General features: G+C 62.4%; 17 protein-coding genes and 1 tRNA gene. 9 read left to right on the forward strand and 9 right to left on the reverse strand.

Annotation, left to right across the window (positions count from 1 at the left end; translation table 11 throughout):
* Position 1: 1 nt before the first annotated feature.
* From mtnC to GCU53_RS23155, 5 genes are all read left to right on the forward strand, one after another.
* A complete protein-coding gene (gene mtnC, locus GCU53_RS23135; protein ID WP_152389667.1) occupies positions 2 to 685 on the forward strand; it encodes an acireductone synthase in 684 nt (227 codons plus the stop codon).
* Positions 686 to 756: 71 nt separating this feature from the next.
* On the forward strand, positions 757 to 957 hold the full coding sequence (locus GCU53_RS23140) for a PLDc N-terminal domain-containing protein (protein ID WP_152389668.1): 201 nt from the start codon (positions 757 to 759) through the stop codon (positions 955 to 957).
* Between the two features lie 123 nt (positions 958 to 1,080).
* On the forward strand, positions 1,081 to 1,614 hold the full coding sequence (locus GCU53_RS23145) for a histidine phosphatase family protein (RefSeq protein ID WP_152389669.1): 534 nt from the start codon (positions 1,081 to 1,083) through the stop codon (positions 1,612 to 1,614).
* A gap of 284 nt (positions 1,615 to 1,898) precedes the next feature.
* On the forward strand, positions 1,899 to 2,759 hold the full coding sequence (speE, locus tag GCU53_RS23150) for a polyamine aminopropyltransferase (RefSeq protein ID WP_152389670.1): 861 nt from the start codon (positions 1,899 to 1,901) through the stop codon (positions 2,757 to 2,759).
* A 195-nt stretch (positions 2,760 to 2,954) separates the two neighbouring features.
* A complete protein-coding gene (locus tag GCU53_RS23155) occupies positions 2,955 to 3,299 on the forward strand; it encodes a ribonuclease E inhibitor RraB (RefSeq protein WP_152389671.1) in 345 nt (114 codons plus the stop codon).
* Positions 3,300 to 3,371: 72 nt separating this feature from the next.
* Here GCU53_RS23155 and GCU53_RS23160 read toward each other — a convergent pair whose 3' ends face one another.
* Positions 3,372 to 4,178 (reverse strand): cytochrome c, encoded by an 807-nt coding sequence (locus tag GCU53_RS23160; protein ID WP_152389672.1) that lies wholly within the window; start codon positions 4,176 to 4,178, stop codon positions 3,372 to 3,374.
* A 171-nt stretch (positions 4,179 to 4,349) separates the two neighbouring features.
* Here GCU53_RS23160 and GCU53_RS23165 point away from each other — a divergent pair, with 171 nt between their 5' ends.
* On the forward strand, positions 4,350 to 5,975 hold the full coding sequence (locus tag GCU53_RS23165; protein ID WP_208845538.1) for a VRR-NUC domain-containing protein: 1,626 nt from the start codon (positions 4,350 to 4,352) through the stop codon (positions 5,973 to 5,975).
* Between the two features lie 12 nt (positions 5,976 to 5,987).
* Here GCU53_RS23165 and zapE read toward each other — a convergent pair whose 3' ends face one another.
* Together zapE and GCU53_RS23175 are read right to left on the reverse strand one after the other, a co-directional pair.
* Positions 5,988 to 7,121 carry a cell division protein ZapE gene (zapE, locus tag GCU53_RS23170; protein ID WP_152390034.1) on the reverse strand — a complete coding sequence of 378 codons (1,134 nt, stop codon included), beginning with the start codon at positions 7,119 to 7,121 and terminating at the stop codon, positions 5,988 to 5,990.
* Between the two features lie 134 nt (positions 7,122 to 7,255).
* Entirely contained in the window at positions 7,256 to 7,621 is a 366-nt protein-coding gene (locus GCU53_RS23175; RefSeq protein ID WP_152389674.1) for a hypothetical protein, read from the reverse strand.
* Positions 7,622 to 8,030: 409 nt separating this feature from the next.
* Between GCU53_RS23175 and GCU53_RS23180 the strand changes: the two genes are divergently transcribed.
* Together GCU53_RS23180 and GCU53_RS23185 are read left to right on the forward strand one after the other, a co-directional pair.
* Positions 8,031 to 8,921: an AEC family transporter gene (locus tag GCU53_RS23180; protein WP_152389675.1), complete on the forward strand. Its 891-nt coding sequence runs from the start codon at positions 8,031 to 8,033 to the stop codon at positions 8,919 to 8,921.
* Between the two features lie 882 nt (positions 8,922 to 9,803).
* Positions 9,804 to 9,893: transfer RNA gene (locus GCU53_RS23185), tRNA-Ser, on the forward strand.
* A 109-nt stretch (positions 9,894 to 10,002) separates the two neighbouring features.
* On the opposite strand, the gene GCU53_RS23190 is transcribed toward GCU53_RS23185, so the two are convergent.
* From GCU53_RS23190 to GCU53_RS23210, 5 genes are all read right to left on the reverse strand, one after another.
* On the reverse strand, positions 10,003 to 11,244 hold the full coding sequence (locus GCU53_RS23190; protein WP_152389676.1) for an Arm DNA-binding domain-containing protein: 1,242 nt from the start codon (positions 11,242 to 11,244) through the stop codon (positions 10,003 to 10,005).
* Complete coding sequence (gene xisR, locus GCU53_RS23195) at positions 11,223 to 11,438, reverse strand: excisionase family protein (RefSeq protein ID WP_152389677.1); 216 nt, start codon at positions 11,436 to 11,438, stop codon at positions 11,223 to 11,225. The genes GCU53_RS23190 and xisR overlap by 22 nt, the downstream gene beginning before the upstream one ends.
* A 373-nt stretch (positions 11,439 to 11,811) precedes the next feature.
* Positions 11,812 to 12,024 (reverse strand): hypothetical protein, encoded by a 213-nt coding sequence (locus GCU53_RS23200; protein WP_152389678.1) that lies wholly within the window; start codon positions 12,022 to 12,024, stop codon positions 11,812 to 11,814.
* On the reverse strand, positions 12,021 to 12,665 hold the full coding sequence (locus GCU53_RS23205) for a hypothetical protein (RefSeq protein WP_152389679.1): 645 nt from the start codon (positions 12,663 to 12,665) through the stop codon (positions 12,021 to 12,023). The genes GCU53_RS23200 and GCU53_RS23205 overlap by 4 nt, the downstream gene beginning before the upstream one ends.
* Positions 12,666 to 12,886: 221 nt before the next feature.
* The gene (locus tag GCU53_RS23210) at positions 12,887 to 13,111 is read right to left on the reverse strand and encodes a hypothetical protein (RefSeq protein WP_152389680.1); all 225 of its coding nucleotides are present in this window, start codon (positions 13,109 to 13,111) and stop codon (positions 12,887 to 12,889) included.
* Between the two features lie 106 nt (positions 13,112 to 13,217).
* On the opposite strand from GCU53_RS23210, the gene GCU53_RS23215 reads away from it, so the two are divergent.
* A complete protein-coding gene (locus tag GCU53_RS23215; protein ID WP_152389681.1) occupies positions 13,218 to 13,517 on the forward strand; it encodes a hypothetical protein in 300 nt (99 codons plus the stop codon).
* Positions 13,518 to 14,186: 669 nt separating this feature from the next.
* On the opposite strand, the gene GCU53_RS23225 is transcribed toward GCU53_RS23215, so the two are convergent.
* A complete protein-coding gene (locus GCU53_RS23225) occupies positions 14,187 to 15,041 on the reverse strand; it encodes an HNH endonuclease (RefSeq protein WP_152389683.1) in 855 nt (284 codons plus the stop codon).
* Positions 15,042 to 15,124 lie beyond the last annotated feature (83 nt).

Here is a 15,124-nt window from a genome sequence, read left to right on the forward strand (position 1 = left end):
CATGCCGATTCGCGCCATCCTCACCGACATCGAAGGCACCACCAGTGCGGTCAGCTTCGTCTTCGACGTGCTGTTCCCCTATGCCCGCGAACATCTGCCGGCGTTCGTCCGCCAGCATGCCACCGAGGCGGAGGTCGCCACCCAGCTCGAAGCCGTGCGTGCCGAGAGCGGCGAAGCGGACGCCGATATCGAACGGATCATCGGGGTCCTGCTCGGCTGGATCGCCGAGGACCGCAAGGCCACGCCGCTCAAGGCCCTGCAGGGCATGGTCTGGGAGCAGGGCTATCGCGCCGGCGAACTCAAGGGGCATGTCTATCCGGATGCAGTGGATGCGCTGCAGCGCTGGAAGCGCAAGGGATACGAGCTCTACGTCTATTCCTCCGGCTCGATCCAGGCGCAGCGCCTGATCTTCGGCTGCTCGGAAGCCGGCGACCTGTCGCCGCTGTTCTCCGGCTACTTCGACACCACCAGCGGGCCCAAGCGCGAGGCGGCTTCCTATGCGCGCATCGCCAAAGCCATCGGCCGTGCGCCGGCAGAGATCCTGTTTCTTTCTGACGTGGTGCAGGAGCTCGACGCCGCCCGCGAGGCCGGCATGCGCACCTGCGGTCTGGCGCGCGAGGGAGGGGGGCTGGCTGGACATCCGACCGTGGCCAGCTTTGCGGCGATCGAGCCGGCGGCCTGCTGAGAGGTTGCTGAACCATCGCCCGGCTGCGCCATCCTAACTAGATATCTGATCCTGGATAAGGAGTGCATCCGATGGATATTCTTCGCGGCCTCTTGAGTCTGATCATCCTGGTGTTGGATATCTGGGCCATCGTCCACGTCGTGCGCAGCCGGACGGAAACCACCAAGAAAGTGCTCTGGGTGTTGCTGATTGCCGTTCTACCGGTCCTCGGTCTGATCATCTGGGTATTTATGGGGCCGCGCAGCGCCAGCTCCAATATCGATCTGCGCTGAGCCGGCGGTGGCGCCGGTCCGCCTGTGGCCGAGCGGCCCGCGCTCCTGCCGGGGTTGCCCTTTCTGAGCCCTGTTCGGAGGCCAGGCTGTCGCATGCGAGCCGGCATGGGGCTGCTGTGAGTCATGGCGTTGCTGCTGGGCGGTTCGCTGCATGTCGTTGCCGATTCCGCCTGGGATGCCTTGCGCGATGGGCGCGCGTTGCTTCTTCTGCGGCATGCCACTGCCCCCGGTCTCGGTGACCCGCCCGGCTTCGTGCTCGACGATTGCCGCAGCCAGAGAAACCTCGACGAGCGCGGACGCCAGGAGGCCAGGCGCTGGGGCGAACTGCTGCGCCGGCAGTGGATCGAGCGGCCGCGGCTTTACAGCAGCCGCTGGTGCCGCGCGCTGGATACCGCCCGGGAGATGCGGCTGGGAGCCGTCCAGCCACTTCCGGCACTGGATTCCTTCTTCGAGAACGTCGAGGGCGCCGAATGGCAGACCCGCGCGCTGTGCGAGGCGATCAACGCGCTGCCGCGCGGCGCTCCGCTGGTGCTGGTGTCGCATCAGGTCAACATCACGGCGCTGAGCGGTGTCTATCCCGTCTCCGGCGAGGGGCTGATCCTGGCGCTGCCTCTGACGGTGCCGGCCAGGGTGCTGGCGCGGATTCCACCGCCCTGAGCGCAGCGGTCTTTTCGACCGGCAGTAGGTTGCCGGATGCTCGGCGGCTTCGCCGATGCCGATCGCTCGCTAGGATACATGACGGGGTTTCGCACGCAGGCCTTTGGGCGGGAAATGCTGTAGGGCTACGGATCTCCAGGAGCGTTCGCTCCGTTCGGCTGCGGAGCGGCAAGGTTTCAACTGTCATCCCGATCAACGTAAAATGCGCCCCTTTGCGTGCGGGCCTGGTCGGAAGAGCCGGACAGCCGCGTTCGAATCAGCCAGCTTCAGGGGGAAAGCGAGCCATGGGCGACTATCAGGAAACTCTCTACGAGGGCTACGGCCAGCGTTTTCGCATGGACAGGCTGCTCCATGAAGTGCGCACCGAGCATCAGCACCTGGTGATTTTCGAGAACGCCCGCATGGGCCGGGTGATGGCCCTGGACGGGGTGATCCAAACCACCGAGGCCGACGAGTTCATCTACCACGAGATGCTCACCCATGTGCCGATTCTCGCCCATGGCGCGGCGCGGCGCGTGCTGATCATCGGCGGCGGCGATGGCGGCATCCTGCGCGAGGTGTGCCGGCATCGGAGCGTCGAGCAGATCACCATGGTCGAGATCGATGCCACCGTGGTGGAGATGTGCAAGGAGTTCCTGCCCAACCATTCCCGGGGCGCCTTCGAGGACCCGCGCCTGAACCTGGTGATCGACGACGGCATGCGTTTCGTCGCCACTACCGAGGACAAGTTCGACGTCATCATCTCCGACTCCACCGACCCCATCGGGCCGGGCGAGGTGCTGTTTTCCGAGAACTTCTACCAGGCCTGCCGGCGCTGCCTGAACGATGGCGGCATCCTGGTCACCCAGAACGGCACGCCCTTCATGCAACTGGGCGAGGTGCAGACCACCGCGCAGCGGATGAACGGCCTGTTCGCCGACTGGCACTTCTACCAGGCTGCGGTGCCGACCTATATCGGCGGCGCCATGACCTTTGCCTGGGGGGCCTGCGACAGCGCCTCGCGTCGCGTGCCGCTGGACATCCTGCGCCAGCGTTTCGTCGGCAGCGGCATCGTGACTCGCTACTACAACCCGGAAATCCACCAGGGCGCCTTCGCCCTGCCGCAGTACGTGCTGCAGGCCATCGGCAAGCCCGGCAACTGCTGATATCGTTCTGCTGGCAAAATCTGTTGGAAAGCTTCGCTGGCAGTCGGGATGAGGCTATTCTGATGAAACGGCAGTGGTTTCCCGCTGCCGTGTCTTTCCAGGGCATGGACAGCGGATGCGCTTTCCGTGTCCCTGAGCAGTTTTCCCCCGCAATAACATTCATCAACCGATTCATCATTGAGAGGGGGTCGTTTCATGAGCAACAACACCTTCCCGGATGATGTCAGCGGCATCGTACTGCGCCGCATGAAGGAGGGCGGGTTCGACTTTACCCGTATTCACCCCATCGATTTCTACGCCATCTTTCCCGACGAGGAGCGGGCCCGCATGGCGGCCAGAAATTTTCGTGGCGAGTCCCTGAGGACGGAGGTATCCGCCCGCGACGATGGTGCCTGGCACCTGCAGGTGAGCAAGGTGATGTACGCCACCTATGCCGGCATCGACACCTTCGAGCATGACCTCGAGTCCGTAGTGCTGCCGTTGGGCGGCGTGCTTGATGGCTGGGGGGTTACCCAGGAGGCCGCCCATCTGGGCCTTTAGGTCCTTCGCTCCGGCCGGTTTCCGGCCGGCGCTTCAGTTTCGCTCGATGCTTCCCGGTACCAGTCCATCCACTCAAGGGAGCACGGCCTTGCGCCCGGCCATGTGGCGCAGATAGGCGAGCAAGTGATCCAGCTCCTGTTCGGCGAGAGCCTCCGCGGAAAAGCCCGGCATCCGTCCCTGCGGCCAATGGCGCAAAGCCTGCGGATCGCGAATGTAACGACGCAGGAATGCCTCGTGGAAATACTCGGTGGGGTTGTACGGCAGGTTCAGATCCGGCCCGAACCGGGCGTCGCCCTGGCCATTCAGGCGGTGGCAGGCCAGGCAGTGTTTCTGGAACAGCGCGAAGCCGGCCTGGATGGCGGCCTTGGCGTCGGCGGCCGGCAGCAGTGCAGGGAAGCGCTCGGCGACTGAGGCGAGCAGGCGAATCCGGGCGATCTGGAAAGGCCACTGCTCGGGGCCTATGTCGCCCGCCTGGGGATTGCTCCAGACCAGATAGAAGGGGCCGGCGCTGGCCTTGTGTCCAGCCAGCGCCGGCCAGGGAGCGGCAGGGTCCTCGATGGCCAGCCAGGCGCGTGCGCCGTCCTCGCGCAACAGGGGAGCTGCGGGCAGTTCGGCGGCAAAGCCATCCAGCGCCAGGGCCTGCAAGTGATCGCCGGGAAGCACGCCCTCGAGCAGCACGGCCAAGGGCAGTGCGCGATAATGCATCTCCCGCCGGTAGGCCGGATCGCCGGGAATCGGCAGGCTGCGTGTCTGCGGATGGGCGAGCAGCTCGGCGCTGGACCAGCGGCGCGAGCCTGCGGGCAGTTCGAGGGTCAGTTCGGCGGCGGCAAGCGGCAGGCTGGCGAGCAGCAGGAAGGCAAGGGTGGTTGAGCGGCGCATGGGAGCATCCTTGAAGTGGTGGCCGGTCCAGGGGAGGCGCATTCTTCTCATCATCGGCAAGCAGGACGCGGAAGCCGGAGTGATACCGGCCTCTTGCCAGCGAGCCTGGTGGCTGGATAGATACAGGAATCCCGGAGTCATTCAAAGCGCATGGCTGACGCCCGTCTCACCTTGCCCCGGTCTCTCGTCGACCCTTTCTATTATCTGGCGAACTTCCAGCAGGTCCTCGATTGGGTCGGCGCCTGTCACGGCGATCTGCTCGATGCGACCGAAAAGGCCTTCCTCGAACGCTTTCCGCTGCTGCCCAGAGCTTCGCGTGCCCTGCTGGTGCGCATGGCGATGCGCAAGGGCTCGCTGTTTCGCACGGGCAAGCTGCGTTATGGGGAAATCGGCTGTCCTCTGCAGGCGGCCGCACCGCTGATCGAACTGGGCTGGGTCGACCATGCTCCCCGGCTTGCGCTCGAGGAGCTGTTCGATCTTTTGACCAAGCAAGAGATCGCTCAGGCCTTCGGACTTCCGGCCGGCCTGACCAAGACAGCATTGCTGGCGCGGCTGCACCCGGCTCATGAAGAGGCACGCTGTCTGGCCGACTGGTGCCCGCAACTGGACGAGCGGGTATTGCAGCTGCGTGTCGATGGGGTGTGCGAGCGGCTGCGCCTGATGTTCTTCGGCAACCTCAGGCAGGACTGGAGCGAGTTCGTCCTCGCCGACCTGGGTGTCCACCGTTACGAGCGGGTGGATCTTTCCCGGGAGTCGAGAGCGTTTCACAGTCGTGACGAAGTGGATGCCTATCTGCACCTGCATCTCTGCCGCGAGCGCTTCGAGGCTGGTGTGACGGCCAGTGGCGTGCTCGCCGACATGCCGATTGTCCCTTACGCCAGCATCTGGCTGGAGAGCCGACGCGGCCAACTGCTGTTGCAGCTCGCCCAGCAGCTCGAGCGCGAGGGGAGGCTGTCCGATGCGCTGCGCCTGCATGCCGGCAATCCCCATCCCGGTGCGCGGGAGAGGGCGATCCGGGTGCTGGAGCGCTGCGGACAGCCGGAGGCGGCACTCGAGCTGGCAATGTCCGCCGCCGCTGCACCGGAAAGCGAGGAGGAAGGCCAGCAACTGGAGCGTATCCTGCCGCGACTGCGCCGTACGCTCGGGCTGGAGGCGCTGCCGTGCCGAAAGGCTGCCGCGTTCGAACGGCTCGATCTGCTCCTGCCGAGGTCGGAGGGTCCAGTCGAGCAGGCCGTGCTCGGGCAATTGAGCCGGCCGGAGGCGCCCGTGCATTATGTGGAGAACGCGTTGATCGGTTCGCTGTTCGGCCTGCTCTGCTGGGAGGCGATCTTCGCTTCGCTGCCTGGCGCCTTCTTCCATCCGTTTCACTCCGCCCCCGCCGATCTCGGTCGGGCGGATTTCCAGGTACGCCGTGCCGACCTGTTCGGCCAGTGTCTGGGGCTTCTGGATCGTGACGAGCATGTCCAGGCAATCCGCCGCACCTTCCGGGAGAAGCGCGGCCTGCAATCGCCCTTCGTTGCCTGGGAGCTGCTCGACGAGGCCTTGCTGGCCCGGGCCCTGAGCTGTATCCCCGGAGCGCACCTGCGGCTGTTCTTCGAGCGCATCCTGCGCGACATCCCGGCGAATCGCTCGGGACTGCCGGACCTCATCCAGTTCTGGCCGGCCGAACGGCGCTACCGGATGATCGAGGTGAAGGGGCCTGGCGATCGCCTGCAGGACAATCAGCGCCGCTGGCTCGACTATGCTGCGACCCATGGCTTGCCTGTCACGGTGTGCCATGTGTGCTGGGTGGAGTAGTGTTGACAGGCCCTAACTGCCGAAGCGTTGCAGCTGCATCTCCTGCAGACGGCTCAGGGTGCGGCGAAACGGGAAGGACAGGTAGCCCTCGGTATAGAGCGCTTCCAGGGCCACTGCGGCCTCCAGGTAGAGCGGTATTCGGCGGTCGTAGCACTCATCCACCAGGGCGATGAAGCGCCGCACCCCATCGTCGTGCACGGAGAGCGCCGGCAGTTGGCGATCGCCAGTCACCACCCGCTCGACCCCGTCCTCGGTTCCGCGGGCGATGCGGGCCTCGCGCTGGCGGCCGCCCAGGTTTGGCACGGCACCCAGCAGAATGGCCGGGAAACGGTCACACAGGGCGATGAAGTCGAAGGCGGAGAAGGGTTGTTCACAGAGCTCGGCATAGGTGCACCAGACCGCCGCCGCGCCATGGCGCACCACGGACAGGTTGCGGTGCTCCAGCTGGACGGGAGTGCTGGCAGTCGGCATGCCCCGGTTGAGTCGTGCAAAGACTTCGCCGAGAGCGCTCGCCTGGCCCGGACAGGCGACCCAGTAGCGCTGCTGGCGCGCGCCGGGATGCAGGCGGTGGTCCTGGTCACCATCCACGGATGCCGTCTGCATGTGCCTTTCGATGGCGGCGATGGCCGGCAGAAAGCGCTGGCGGTTGAATCCGTCGGCATACAGCTGCGATGGCGGCTGGTTGGAAGTGGCGACCACGACCACGCCCTCCTCGAACACTGCCTGCAGCAGCGGGCCCAGCAGCATGGCATCGCCGATGTCGCTGACGAACAGCTCGTCGAAGCACAGCACCCGCAGCTCTCCGGCCAGCTCCCTGGCCAGCAGGCGCAGGGGATCGGCAGAGCCGGTCAGTTGGAACAGCCGCCGGTGTACCCAGCGCATGAAGTGGTGGAAGTGCTGGCGCCGGGCAGGTACGCGCAGGCTGCGATGAAAGCAGTCCATCAGCCAGGTCTTGCCGCGCCCGACCGGCCCCCAGAGATAGACGCCGGCCACCGGCTGTCGGCATCCCGTCCGGTGCAGGGCCTGGTGACAATCCTCCAGTAGCAGGGCCGCCTGGCGCTGGGCTTCGTCCGGCTGAAAGCCGTCTCTCTCGATAGCCCGGTGGTAAGCCGTGAGGGGGGAGGGGGAGGAAAGGCAGGTGTCGATGGCGAGGACTCCAGCGGGTTGCGCTATGGTGAGCGCCGGTGCGATGTCTGTCAGTGGGATGGTGGGGCGTCCTTGCCCGAGTGGGGAGTCCCTGCCTGTAGCCCGGGGAGGATCTGCCGGCGGCCGGGCGGGGCTTATGCCGCTACCGGATCCATGGCCAGGGGGCGACCGGCGCGTTCGAGGAAGTCGAGGGCGGCCCACTTGGCCTTCTCCACCGCCTGACGATGCCGTTCTCCGGCGTTCAGGCTTTCCCGCAAAGTGCGGCTGAACTCGGACTGCAGATCGGCCAGCAGCCGGCGCTGTTCGCTGGTCAGGATGGCGGGACGGCCACTGGCAAAACCCATCACCGAATCGATCGCCTTGGCGACATCGAGGTGAAAGCTTCGCTCCGAGCCTCCGCAGATGCAGCTTTCGGCGCGCAGGGCCAGCACTTTCACCTTCTCGCGCAGTTCCCGATACAGCGGAATGAATTGCAGATCGGCGACAGCGGTACGCTCCATCGCGTTCCGCCTGTTCAGCGGCCTTGCCGCAGGATGCGAGTCCGCTCGGGACTCTGCTCTGGCCGAAATGACTCCCCAATCGTTCATGCTGCAGCCTCCTCTTCAAGGGCTGGCCGCCTGCCGGGACGGGTCCTGAACCGGCGGGCAGGTTCGCCCAGATCGCTGATGCTCCGGCGGATCGGCGCCGGGAATGCTCTTCATCGAATCTTTCATGGGCTGCGGTCGTTCGTCGCAGCCCCCATGGCGAATGGATAACCGATTGTTAGGGAGTTAATCAACTGTCACATTGCAGAATGCCACTCGCTAAAGGTTGTAGATGCGCTCGTTTGCATGACAGCTGGCGGGTTGGCCAAAGCCCTGGCAGAGGGGCTAGGATGTGCGGCTTCCCGTCGATCTCAAGGAAAGGCCCATGCTGGCTGAGTTGTTCGCCGTGATGGCGCCCATTTTCATCGTGGCTGGAGTCGGTTACTGCTGGGTGCGCTTTGGCCATGTCTATCCCACCGACTTCGTCACCCGCCTGATCCTCAACATCGGCACGCCCTGTCTGGTGCTGTCCACCCTGAGCAACTCGGAAATCGATCCGCGGGCCTTCGGCCAGATGGCTGCCGCCTGCGTGGCGGTGACCTGCTGCATGGGGCTGGTCGGCCTGTCGCTCAGTAGACTGCTGCACTACGACTGGAAGGTACTGGTGCCCGCCTACCTGTTCCCCAACTCCGGCAACATGGGCTTGCCGATCAGCCTCTACGCCTTCGGCGAGGAGGGGCTGGCACTGGCAGTGGCCTTTTTTCTGGTGCTTTCGGTAGGGCATTTCACGGTGGGCATGATGCTCTCCGGGGCCGAGCATTCCTTCAGAAAACTGTTGATCAACCCGATTATCATCAGTCTCGGACTGGCCCTGCCGATCCTGCTGCTCGACCTCGAGCTGCCGCGCTGGCTGGGCAATACCGTGCAACTGCTCGGTGGCATGACCATTCCGCTGATGCTGGTCACGCTCGGCGTGTCACTGGCGAGCATCCGCACCCGACAGCTTGGCCAAGGCATGCTGCTCGGCGCGCTGCGGCTTCTCTGCGGGGCTGGCGTGGCCTGGGGGGTCGGTCTGGCACTGGGGCTGTCGCCCTTGGCACAGGGAGTGCTGATCATGCAGTCGGCCATGCCGGTGGCGGTACTCAACTACCTGTTCGCCGTACGGGCTGGACGATCTCCGGAGCAGGTGGCGAGCCTGGTGCTGTGCTCGACCTTTCTGGCGTTCGGTTTTCTTCCGCTGCTGCTGGCGTGGTGGCGGCTGTCGACCGTGCTCTGACATCCAGGGATGTCCCACGCAATGCAATGTCCCACGCAATGCAGCTAGCCCATCAGGTGCCCCAGGTTGGGTAGGATCAGAAGCATCATGATGGCAAAAACGACGAGGCCGACTTGCCTGATTTTTTGCGGAGGTCTGAACATGCTCTGCCTTTCTTGTTCTTGGTATGACATGGGTCATTTTTTATGCTGCATGTTTCGCGCCAGAAGCATCTTCAGGCTTCGAAAGATGTGCTGGCGTCTAGAAAACTCTAAGCGATTTCGCACGGATATTTAGAAATCTTTTTCGTGAGCTTTCTATTTTTTATATCATTTGGCAGTTATAGCCGGTCTTCGATACGACCTTGCTCGTTGCATTAGAGCGCTTTTCGAAGTAATTCCCGGTTATTGCCGTCTGTCCAAATACCCTTGAAGCGCGTGGGATCGAGAGGGCCATGTGCATCGCCACTCAAAGGGATTCGATTTCGCCCCGTTAATGTGCGGTGCATTGAATTTTTGGCAGAAGCGATTGGCTGTGCTGTTGCCCTCGCAGTACGGTGGGGTATTCCTGAGCGAAAGGAGGCACGCCGATGACTCGGTGCAAACTTTCCAGCGCGTCTACCGGGGCCTGCCTGGCCGGTCTGGCGCTTGTGGCTTTGATTGGCTTGGCACTGGCTCCGGTGAGCCACAACCCTTGGGGCGTGCTGCAACTGTTCTTCAGCAGCCTCTTCGTTTCTCTAGCGCTGGCTTGGCCAATGATGACGCCGCTTCGTCATGGCGGGCGCTGGTTGCGGATTGGCTCCTCGGGCTAAACGCATGAATTTTTTGAAAAAAGCTTTGCTTTCTGGCTGTCGTTCGGATAAATTGCGCGCCGTCGACGGGCAAGAAGGTCCGAAGATTATCCGGTGGGGTGTCCGAGCGGTTGAAGGAGCACGCCTGGAAAGTGTGTATACGGGAAACCGTATCGAGGGTTCGAATCCCTCCTCCACCGCCATATAGCAGAATCGCTAAGCCCCTGAGTCTATTGAAGATTTCAGGGGTTTTTCGTTTTTAGCGGAGCGGTTTAGGACAAAATTAGGACAAAAACGGCCCTCTCCACGCCGTTATAGGCCGCCCTGGCCTGCTTCGAACCCCATCATTTGCGAAACCATGCTGGCCATGCTCTTAGTGTCAGAGGGTATCCAGCGACCGTAGTGTTTCTTCACCATCGTTGTGTCGGTGTGGCCAAGCTGGCGGGCTACCCACTCGACAGGGACATAGCTCGATAGCGCTTGGCTGGCGAATGTATGCCGACATTGGTTTGGGCCGCGATGGCGAACGCCGGCTCGCTTTAAATGCCCGGTAAACCAGCGCAACACGCTGGAGGCATGCCAAGGCTCACCGCTTGCTCCATTGCGGAATATGAACCGCACCGACTCCTTCTTGATGGTCACGTTGTCGCGTTGAACAACCTCAACTGGTACCGGCGGCAAGTTTCCGGTAACGTGGAACTGCTTGCGCAGCTGCTCCAGAGCAGGAGTGATCAGTTCGACCGATCGCGCCCGCACCTTCTCCTTCGGCACCTTGTACTCGCTCTCGACCCTGGCACGCCGAACTTTCACGACTCCCGCCGCGAAATCCACATCATCCCAGCCCAGAGCAATCAGTTCCGATAGCGATAAGCCAGCCCAGCAGTCGAACAAAATCATGGTGATATCCTGCTGTCGGGTCGTCTCCACCTTGCGAATCTTTTCCAACTCATCCCGGGTGAAGGGGTCAGCCATATCGTCGCCGTGATCACGCTCGATGTTCTTTACTCGTTCGAGCGGATTGATCTTGAGGATGCCATCGGCGAAGGCATCACCCCAGACGCCTCGGACCACGGTAAAGATATCGTTGACCGTTTTCGGCGACAGCCCCTGCTTGAGCAACTGCGCCTGAAACAGCTCAAGGTCTGATTTGCCCACGTCGACGATCCTGCGCCGGCCGAACTTGTCCACGACATGCTTGGCCTTGTGCCCGTAGTTCCGGCTGGTGCTGGTGGCTTTCTTCGCTCGCTGGACCTCCATCCATTTCTCGACGCCCTCGACGACTGTGCGATTGATGCCAGGCCCGCCGACGCCAGAGAACATCGCTGCTCGTGGCGACTCTGGGAAGTGGGCAGCATAGTCGAACCGCCCCTCCTTGATCTCGGCCAGGATTGTCCGCCGCTTGTTGTCGGCATAGGCAATGCTGGCCTTGTTGATCTTCGATATGCCGGGCAGGGGCTCCCGGCAACGCTGGCCATGGAGCATGAACGAGATGCGCAGCTGCTTCCCGTTGATCTCCACGCCCGGAGGGAGCTTTACAGCTGGCCGCCCATCCATGCCTCAATCTCCTGACGGTTGTAGACGACCCGGTTTGCTGGGTCTTTTTTCCAGTGCTTGCCTTCCAGCCAGAGTCCGCCGGAGCGGTACTTGCGGGCAGCTTCTGCTGTGATTCCGAAATGCGGAAACAGAAGTTCCTGGCGGAACCAAAGACCCGGCATTATCTGAAATTCGATCTTCTCTGCTGTGCTCATGGCAAACGTCTCCTGTCCGGCCAAGCCGGGGAGTGGGAAGTGTTTGGATAGGGGAGGAGAAGGCTGCTTGGCCTACCGCTGACGTTCAGCGGCTCGCGACTGCTCGCGGGTGACGCCCTTGCGGAAGGACTCCATCAGGGCTCCGAACGGCATGCCAAGTTTGGGCTTTGGCGGGTCGTCGGTTTTCATGCTGTTTTCCTCTTCGCCATTGGCTTGGCGTACCGCCGGCCCAGGTAGAACCATCCGTTAGCCTGGAACTCGGCGCGCTCCTCCTTCGGTATCCAGCGCTGGCCCCTGGCCAAGCAGCGCGTGCAGAGGATGTGACCAGGAGTCGTGAATACCCAGTCGTGCTGATCGGGAGGGCAAGGGCTGGTCATCGGCCGGCCTCCACCACTGCAGTGTCGTACTCGTCCAGGGCATCGCGCAGACGCTCAGCGCTCGACGCCAGGCTGTAGATGCCGCCCGGCCTGATAAGGGCACCGGTCGTGAAGGCTCGGCCGCCAACGATCACCCTGGCATGCTGTGCGACGACACCGGCCAGCCTGCGCAGCTCGCGCAGACGGGCGATTTCCTCTTGCTCTGTCATCGGCTGGCCTCCAGTGCGGCAGCCAGCGTTGCAATGTCTTGCTGAGCGTCGCGCAGCAGGTAGTAGACGGCCGCCTGACTTGATGTGCGCGAGACGTGCTGCGGGTCGAGCTTCGACCACCGCTCTGGCGTGCGGCTCAGCTTTTCCAGCAGCACCTTCACTGTGTCCTGCTCGGCCTGCTCCGGCGCTGCGGTGTCGCCGGAAGCGTTGAGCATTGCTGCCCGGCAATCATTCCAGCCGGCGCGATAGCCGCTGGCCTGGTTGCGGAGATCATCCGGCACGCGGTTGATATCCAGAAGCTCCGGCATCCACTGGCGCTGCTGCGCTGGCGGGGCTGCGATGTCATTGTGGGTGGCCGGTATTTGCTCAAACACGCATTCGGCGATCAGCTCTGCGCTGATCTCATGCAGTGCCTGGACGCCGTTGAGCAGTGTGGCGAGCTGCTCTTGGCTGATGATGGCCGGCCGCGGCCCGGCCTGCTCCGCTTCATGCGCCGCAGCCAGTTCGGCGGCAGCGTGGCGGGCGTCTCGGTGGCCTGACTTGTAGGCGAGCATCTGGTTGATATTGGCGTCTTTCGGCGGCGTACACGGCAGCCGCATGATCCGATCGTGCAGGCTCTCGGCCTTGGTGGTGTCGGTCATTGCTTCTTTTCCTTCGGCTTGGCCGGCGCAATCGGCCGGCAGCGATAACAGTCGCAGGTACCGATCCGCTCGCCGGTGGTCCTACAGTAAGTTGGGCGGTTCATGAGATCTCCCAGAGCAGTTTCTGCCCCTGGTTCGGTGTTTCCACGCGCGGGCGGCTGGGGCAGTTCCAACTACCGCCGCCGCGGGTGCCGACCAAGTGCCAGCCGCTGATGCGCAGGCTAGGGGCAAAGCTCACCGAGCAGTCCGGCGGGCGCCGTAATATCAACCGTTCCCCGGCCATCTTTGCGCTCGGCCTTCCAGCCGCTACGGAAGAGCGGCGAGGGCTGTATGTTCTTTGCCTCCCTGCGCGTGACCGTCTTCCTGCCCTCAAGGATGGCGCGCACCACCGGCGCACTGAACAGGATGGGCCGCTCGCGAGGCGCGGATTGGTTTTCTGTGGGCATGAGAAGTCCTTGCAGGCCGTATGTCGGCCAGCATATTTGGCGGTGATAGGTGGACTACGTTGGTTATCTAGTCGGATGGGCGATATGAAATCATCCGGAGGAAATCATGGCGCTCTATATCGTTGCGAAGGCTCGTATCAACAATAAAGATGAAGTCGAGGGCTTTATGTGGGCTTTGGCTAATGGATCAAACAACTTTCTCGAGGAGTTGCACGAAGTAACTGTTGAGGAGGTCATCAAGGCGATAGACCGCGGTGATGTTGTCGAGATGGTGTTTGAGGCTGACCATAGGCGGCTAGTCTCTGGTGGTGAGCTTCTGAAAGCAGAGCTGCCAGGAGGCGGAGAAACTGTTATTGAAGAGCGTGGTTATCCGGAGAGAAAGATTCGAGATTTACCAAGATTTTAAGTTGCAGAGCTGATTAGCAGGAGAGATTCAATCTATGCCAACAATCGGGCAAGGGTGGGCCGGAAGGCTTACGCCTCCTGCCCCCAAGTCACACGATTAGCCATCCTGCCGGCGGATCGTTCTAGCCCGGCGCTGTCCTCGCTCGACCGTGTAGCCGAGCTGCTGCCAGTGCCAGTCCATAGGTGTCAGGCCAGCAGACGCTGCTGAGCCTGCAGCTCTTCGGCGAAGAGTGCGAAGATAGAAGCGTAGAGCCATCAATCTGTAAGTAGGATGGCCATCTGATTGATGCCTGCTTTTGGAGTAAAAAGGATGCGCACTTTCGCCGCGCTATTTCTCGTTGCGAGCCTCTTTTCTGTCGGTGCTCTCGCCCGGCAAGCAGGCCCTACAGACGATGAGATCGCTCAGATTCTGATCGATGAATCCATTGCCAGTTATCCTGGCCCTTGTGCCTGCCCATACAACACTGCACGGAATGGCAGTAGCTGCGGCCGCCGGAGTGCATACAGCAAGCAGGGAGGCTATTCGCCTCTTTGCTACCGTGAGGATGTGTCAGACCAGGAAATTCAGCAGTATCGTCGGCGATACGGGGTAGATTGGCAGGCGGATGAATGACAGGCCTACGGGGAGCGAATAGCGCGGAGATTAGTGCGGGCATCGGCGGTGGGCATCTCAGGCGCTTGCCTCTTTCTCCGCTGCCTCTACGTAGGCTCTTAACTCCTCGTTCTTGGTTTTCCCATGCGCACCGTGGTGAATCTCTCGATGACAAGACGGGCAGATAGCGCCGATATACTGCGGATGATCCAAGCCTCCGTCCGATAGCCGGTTAATGTGGTGCGGCTCGAGGTACGGGCTGCCGTCCTTACGCTTGAAGGGCGCTGGCTTCCGGCAGGATTCACAGATTCCATTTGCGCGCATTAGTACGTATTCGCGGACTTGCTCGCTGCGGCGGTAAAGACGTCGGACCGAGCTGCCTGGCTCGACTTCCGTGCTAGCGCTGGCAGCTTGAATGGCTAGGTGGCGCGCCTCACTGAGGCTAGTTGGCTTCGGAAGTGATTCGGCTTCGCCCGGCAGAGCTTCCTCAACGACACGGTCAACTGGCACCAGGCGGAAAACAATCACATTCCGGTCATTACCTTCTCGGTCCGGTCCGCGGGCCCAGGAGTAGCCGGCACAGGCGAACTCGCCCATATACTGCTGGCCCTTGCCCTTGCCTAACGCTTTGAACAGGTGGAGTGCTTTTCCATTGGCAGCATGATTCGTGATGGCGGCGTTTCCACCGGTGAGGGTCATATCGCCTATCTGGCCTTCGCCTGTGTAGGAGAACACGCCGTGCTCGTCCAACGCATCTCGGTAGCCGTATTGTTCCCCTGAGTCGCCTGTAAAGAGGAACACTACCGGTGCCTGTGCGGAACTCGCTATCCCGCTCTGCCAGCTGCCACCGAACTGAGGATGCAGGTCTTTTTGGCGGTGGTAGATTTTTCCGATCTCAAATTTCAGCTCAGCTGGTGCTGTTACAGCTTCCATCAACGCTGCGTCCCTGTGTCCTGTTTTGAGGTTGGGAACTTTACTCGTTGAGGCATTTAGTTGATATGGCCGCCAGATCCGAG

Origin of the sequence: Azotobacter salinestris, assembly GCF_009363155.1 — a bacterium.
In the GTDB taxonomy this organism is placed as follows: domain Bacteria; phylum Pseudomonadota; class Gammaproteobacteria; order Pseudomonadales; family Pseudomonadaceae; genus Azotobacter; species Azotobacter salinestris.

Bases quoted from the DNA above. Each gene is read 5' to 3' on its own strand.
- mtnC (WP_152389667.1), top strand. From the start codon at position 2: ATGCCGATTCGCGCCATCCTCACCGACATCGAAGGCACCACCAGTGCG.
- GCU53_RS23140 (WP_152389668.1), top strand. From the start codon at position 757: ATGGATATTCTTCGCGGCCTCTTGAGTCTGATCATCCTGGTGTTGGAT.
- GCU53_RS23210 (WP_152389680.1), bottom strand. From the start codon at position 13,111: ATGCCCACAGAAAACCAATCCGCGCCTCGCGAGCGGCCCATCCTGTTC.
- GCU53_RS23145 (WP_152389669.1), top strand. From the start codon at position 1,081: ATGGCGTTGCTGCTGGGCGGTTCGCTGCATGTCGTTGCCGATTCCGCC.
- GCU53_RS23205 (WP_152389679.1), bottom strand. From the start codon at position 12,665: ATGACCGACACCACCAAGGCCGAGAGCCTGCACGATCGGATCATGCGG.
- GCU53_RS23225 (WP_152389683.1), bottom strand. From the start codon at position 15,041: ATGGAAGCTGTAACAGCACCAGCTGAGCTGAAATTTGAGATCGGAAAA.
- GCU53_RS23160 (WP_152389672.1), bottom strand. From the start codon at position 4,178: ATGCGCCGCTCAACCACCCTTGCCTTCCTGCTGCTCGCCAGCCTGCCG.
- GCU53_RS23180 (WP_152389675.1), top strand. From the start codon at position 8,031: ATGCTGGCTGAGTTGTTCGCCGTGATGGCGCCCATTTTCATCGTGGCT.
- GCU53_RS23155 (WP_152389671.1), top strand. From the start codon at position 2,955: ATGAGCAACAACACCTTCCCGGATGATGTCAGCGGCATCGTACTGCGC.
- xisR (WP_152389677.1), bottom strand. From the start codon at position 11,438: ATGAGCACAGCAGAGAAGATCGAATTTCAGATAATGCCGGGTCTTTGG.
- GCU53_RS23175 (WP_152389674.1), bottom strand. From the start codon at position 7,621: ATGGAGCGTACCGCTGTCGCCGATCTGCAATTCATTCCGCTGTATCGG.
- GCU53_RS23190 (WP_152389676.1), bottom strand. From the start codon at position 11,244: ATGGATGGGCGGCCAGCTGTAAAGCTCCCTCCGGGCGTGGAGATCAAC.
- speE (WP_152389670.1), top strand. From the start codon at position 1,899: ATGGGCGACTATCAGGAAACTCTCTACGAGGGCTACGGCCAGCGTTTT.
- GCU53_RS23215 (WP_152389681.1), top strand. From the start codon at position 13,218: ATGGCGCTCTATATCGTTGCGAAGGCTCGTATCAACAATAAAGATGAA.
- GCU53_RS23200 (WP_152389678.1), bottom strand. From the start codon at position 12,024: ATGACAGAGCAAGAGGAAATCGCCCGTCTGCGCGAGCTGCGCAGGCTG.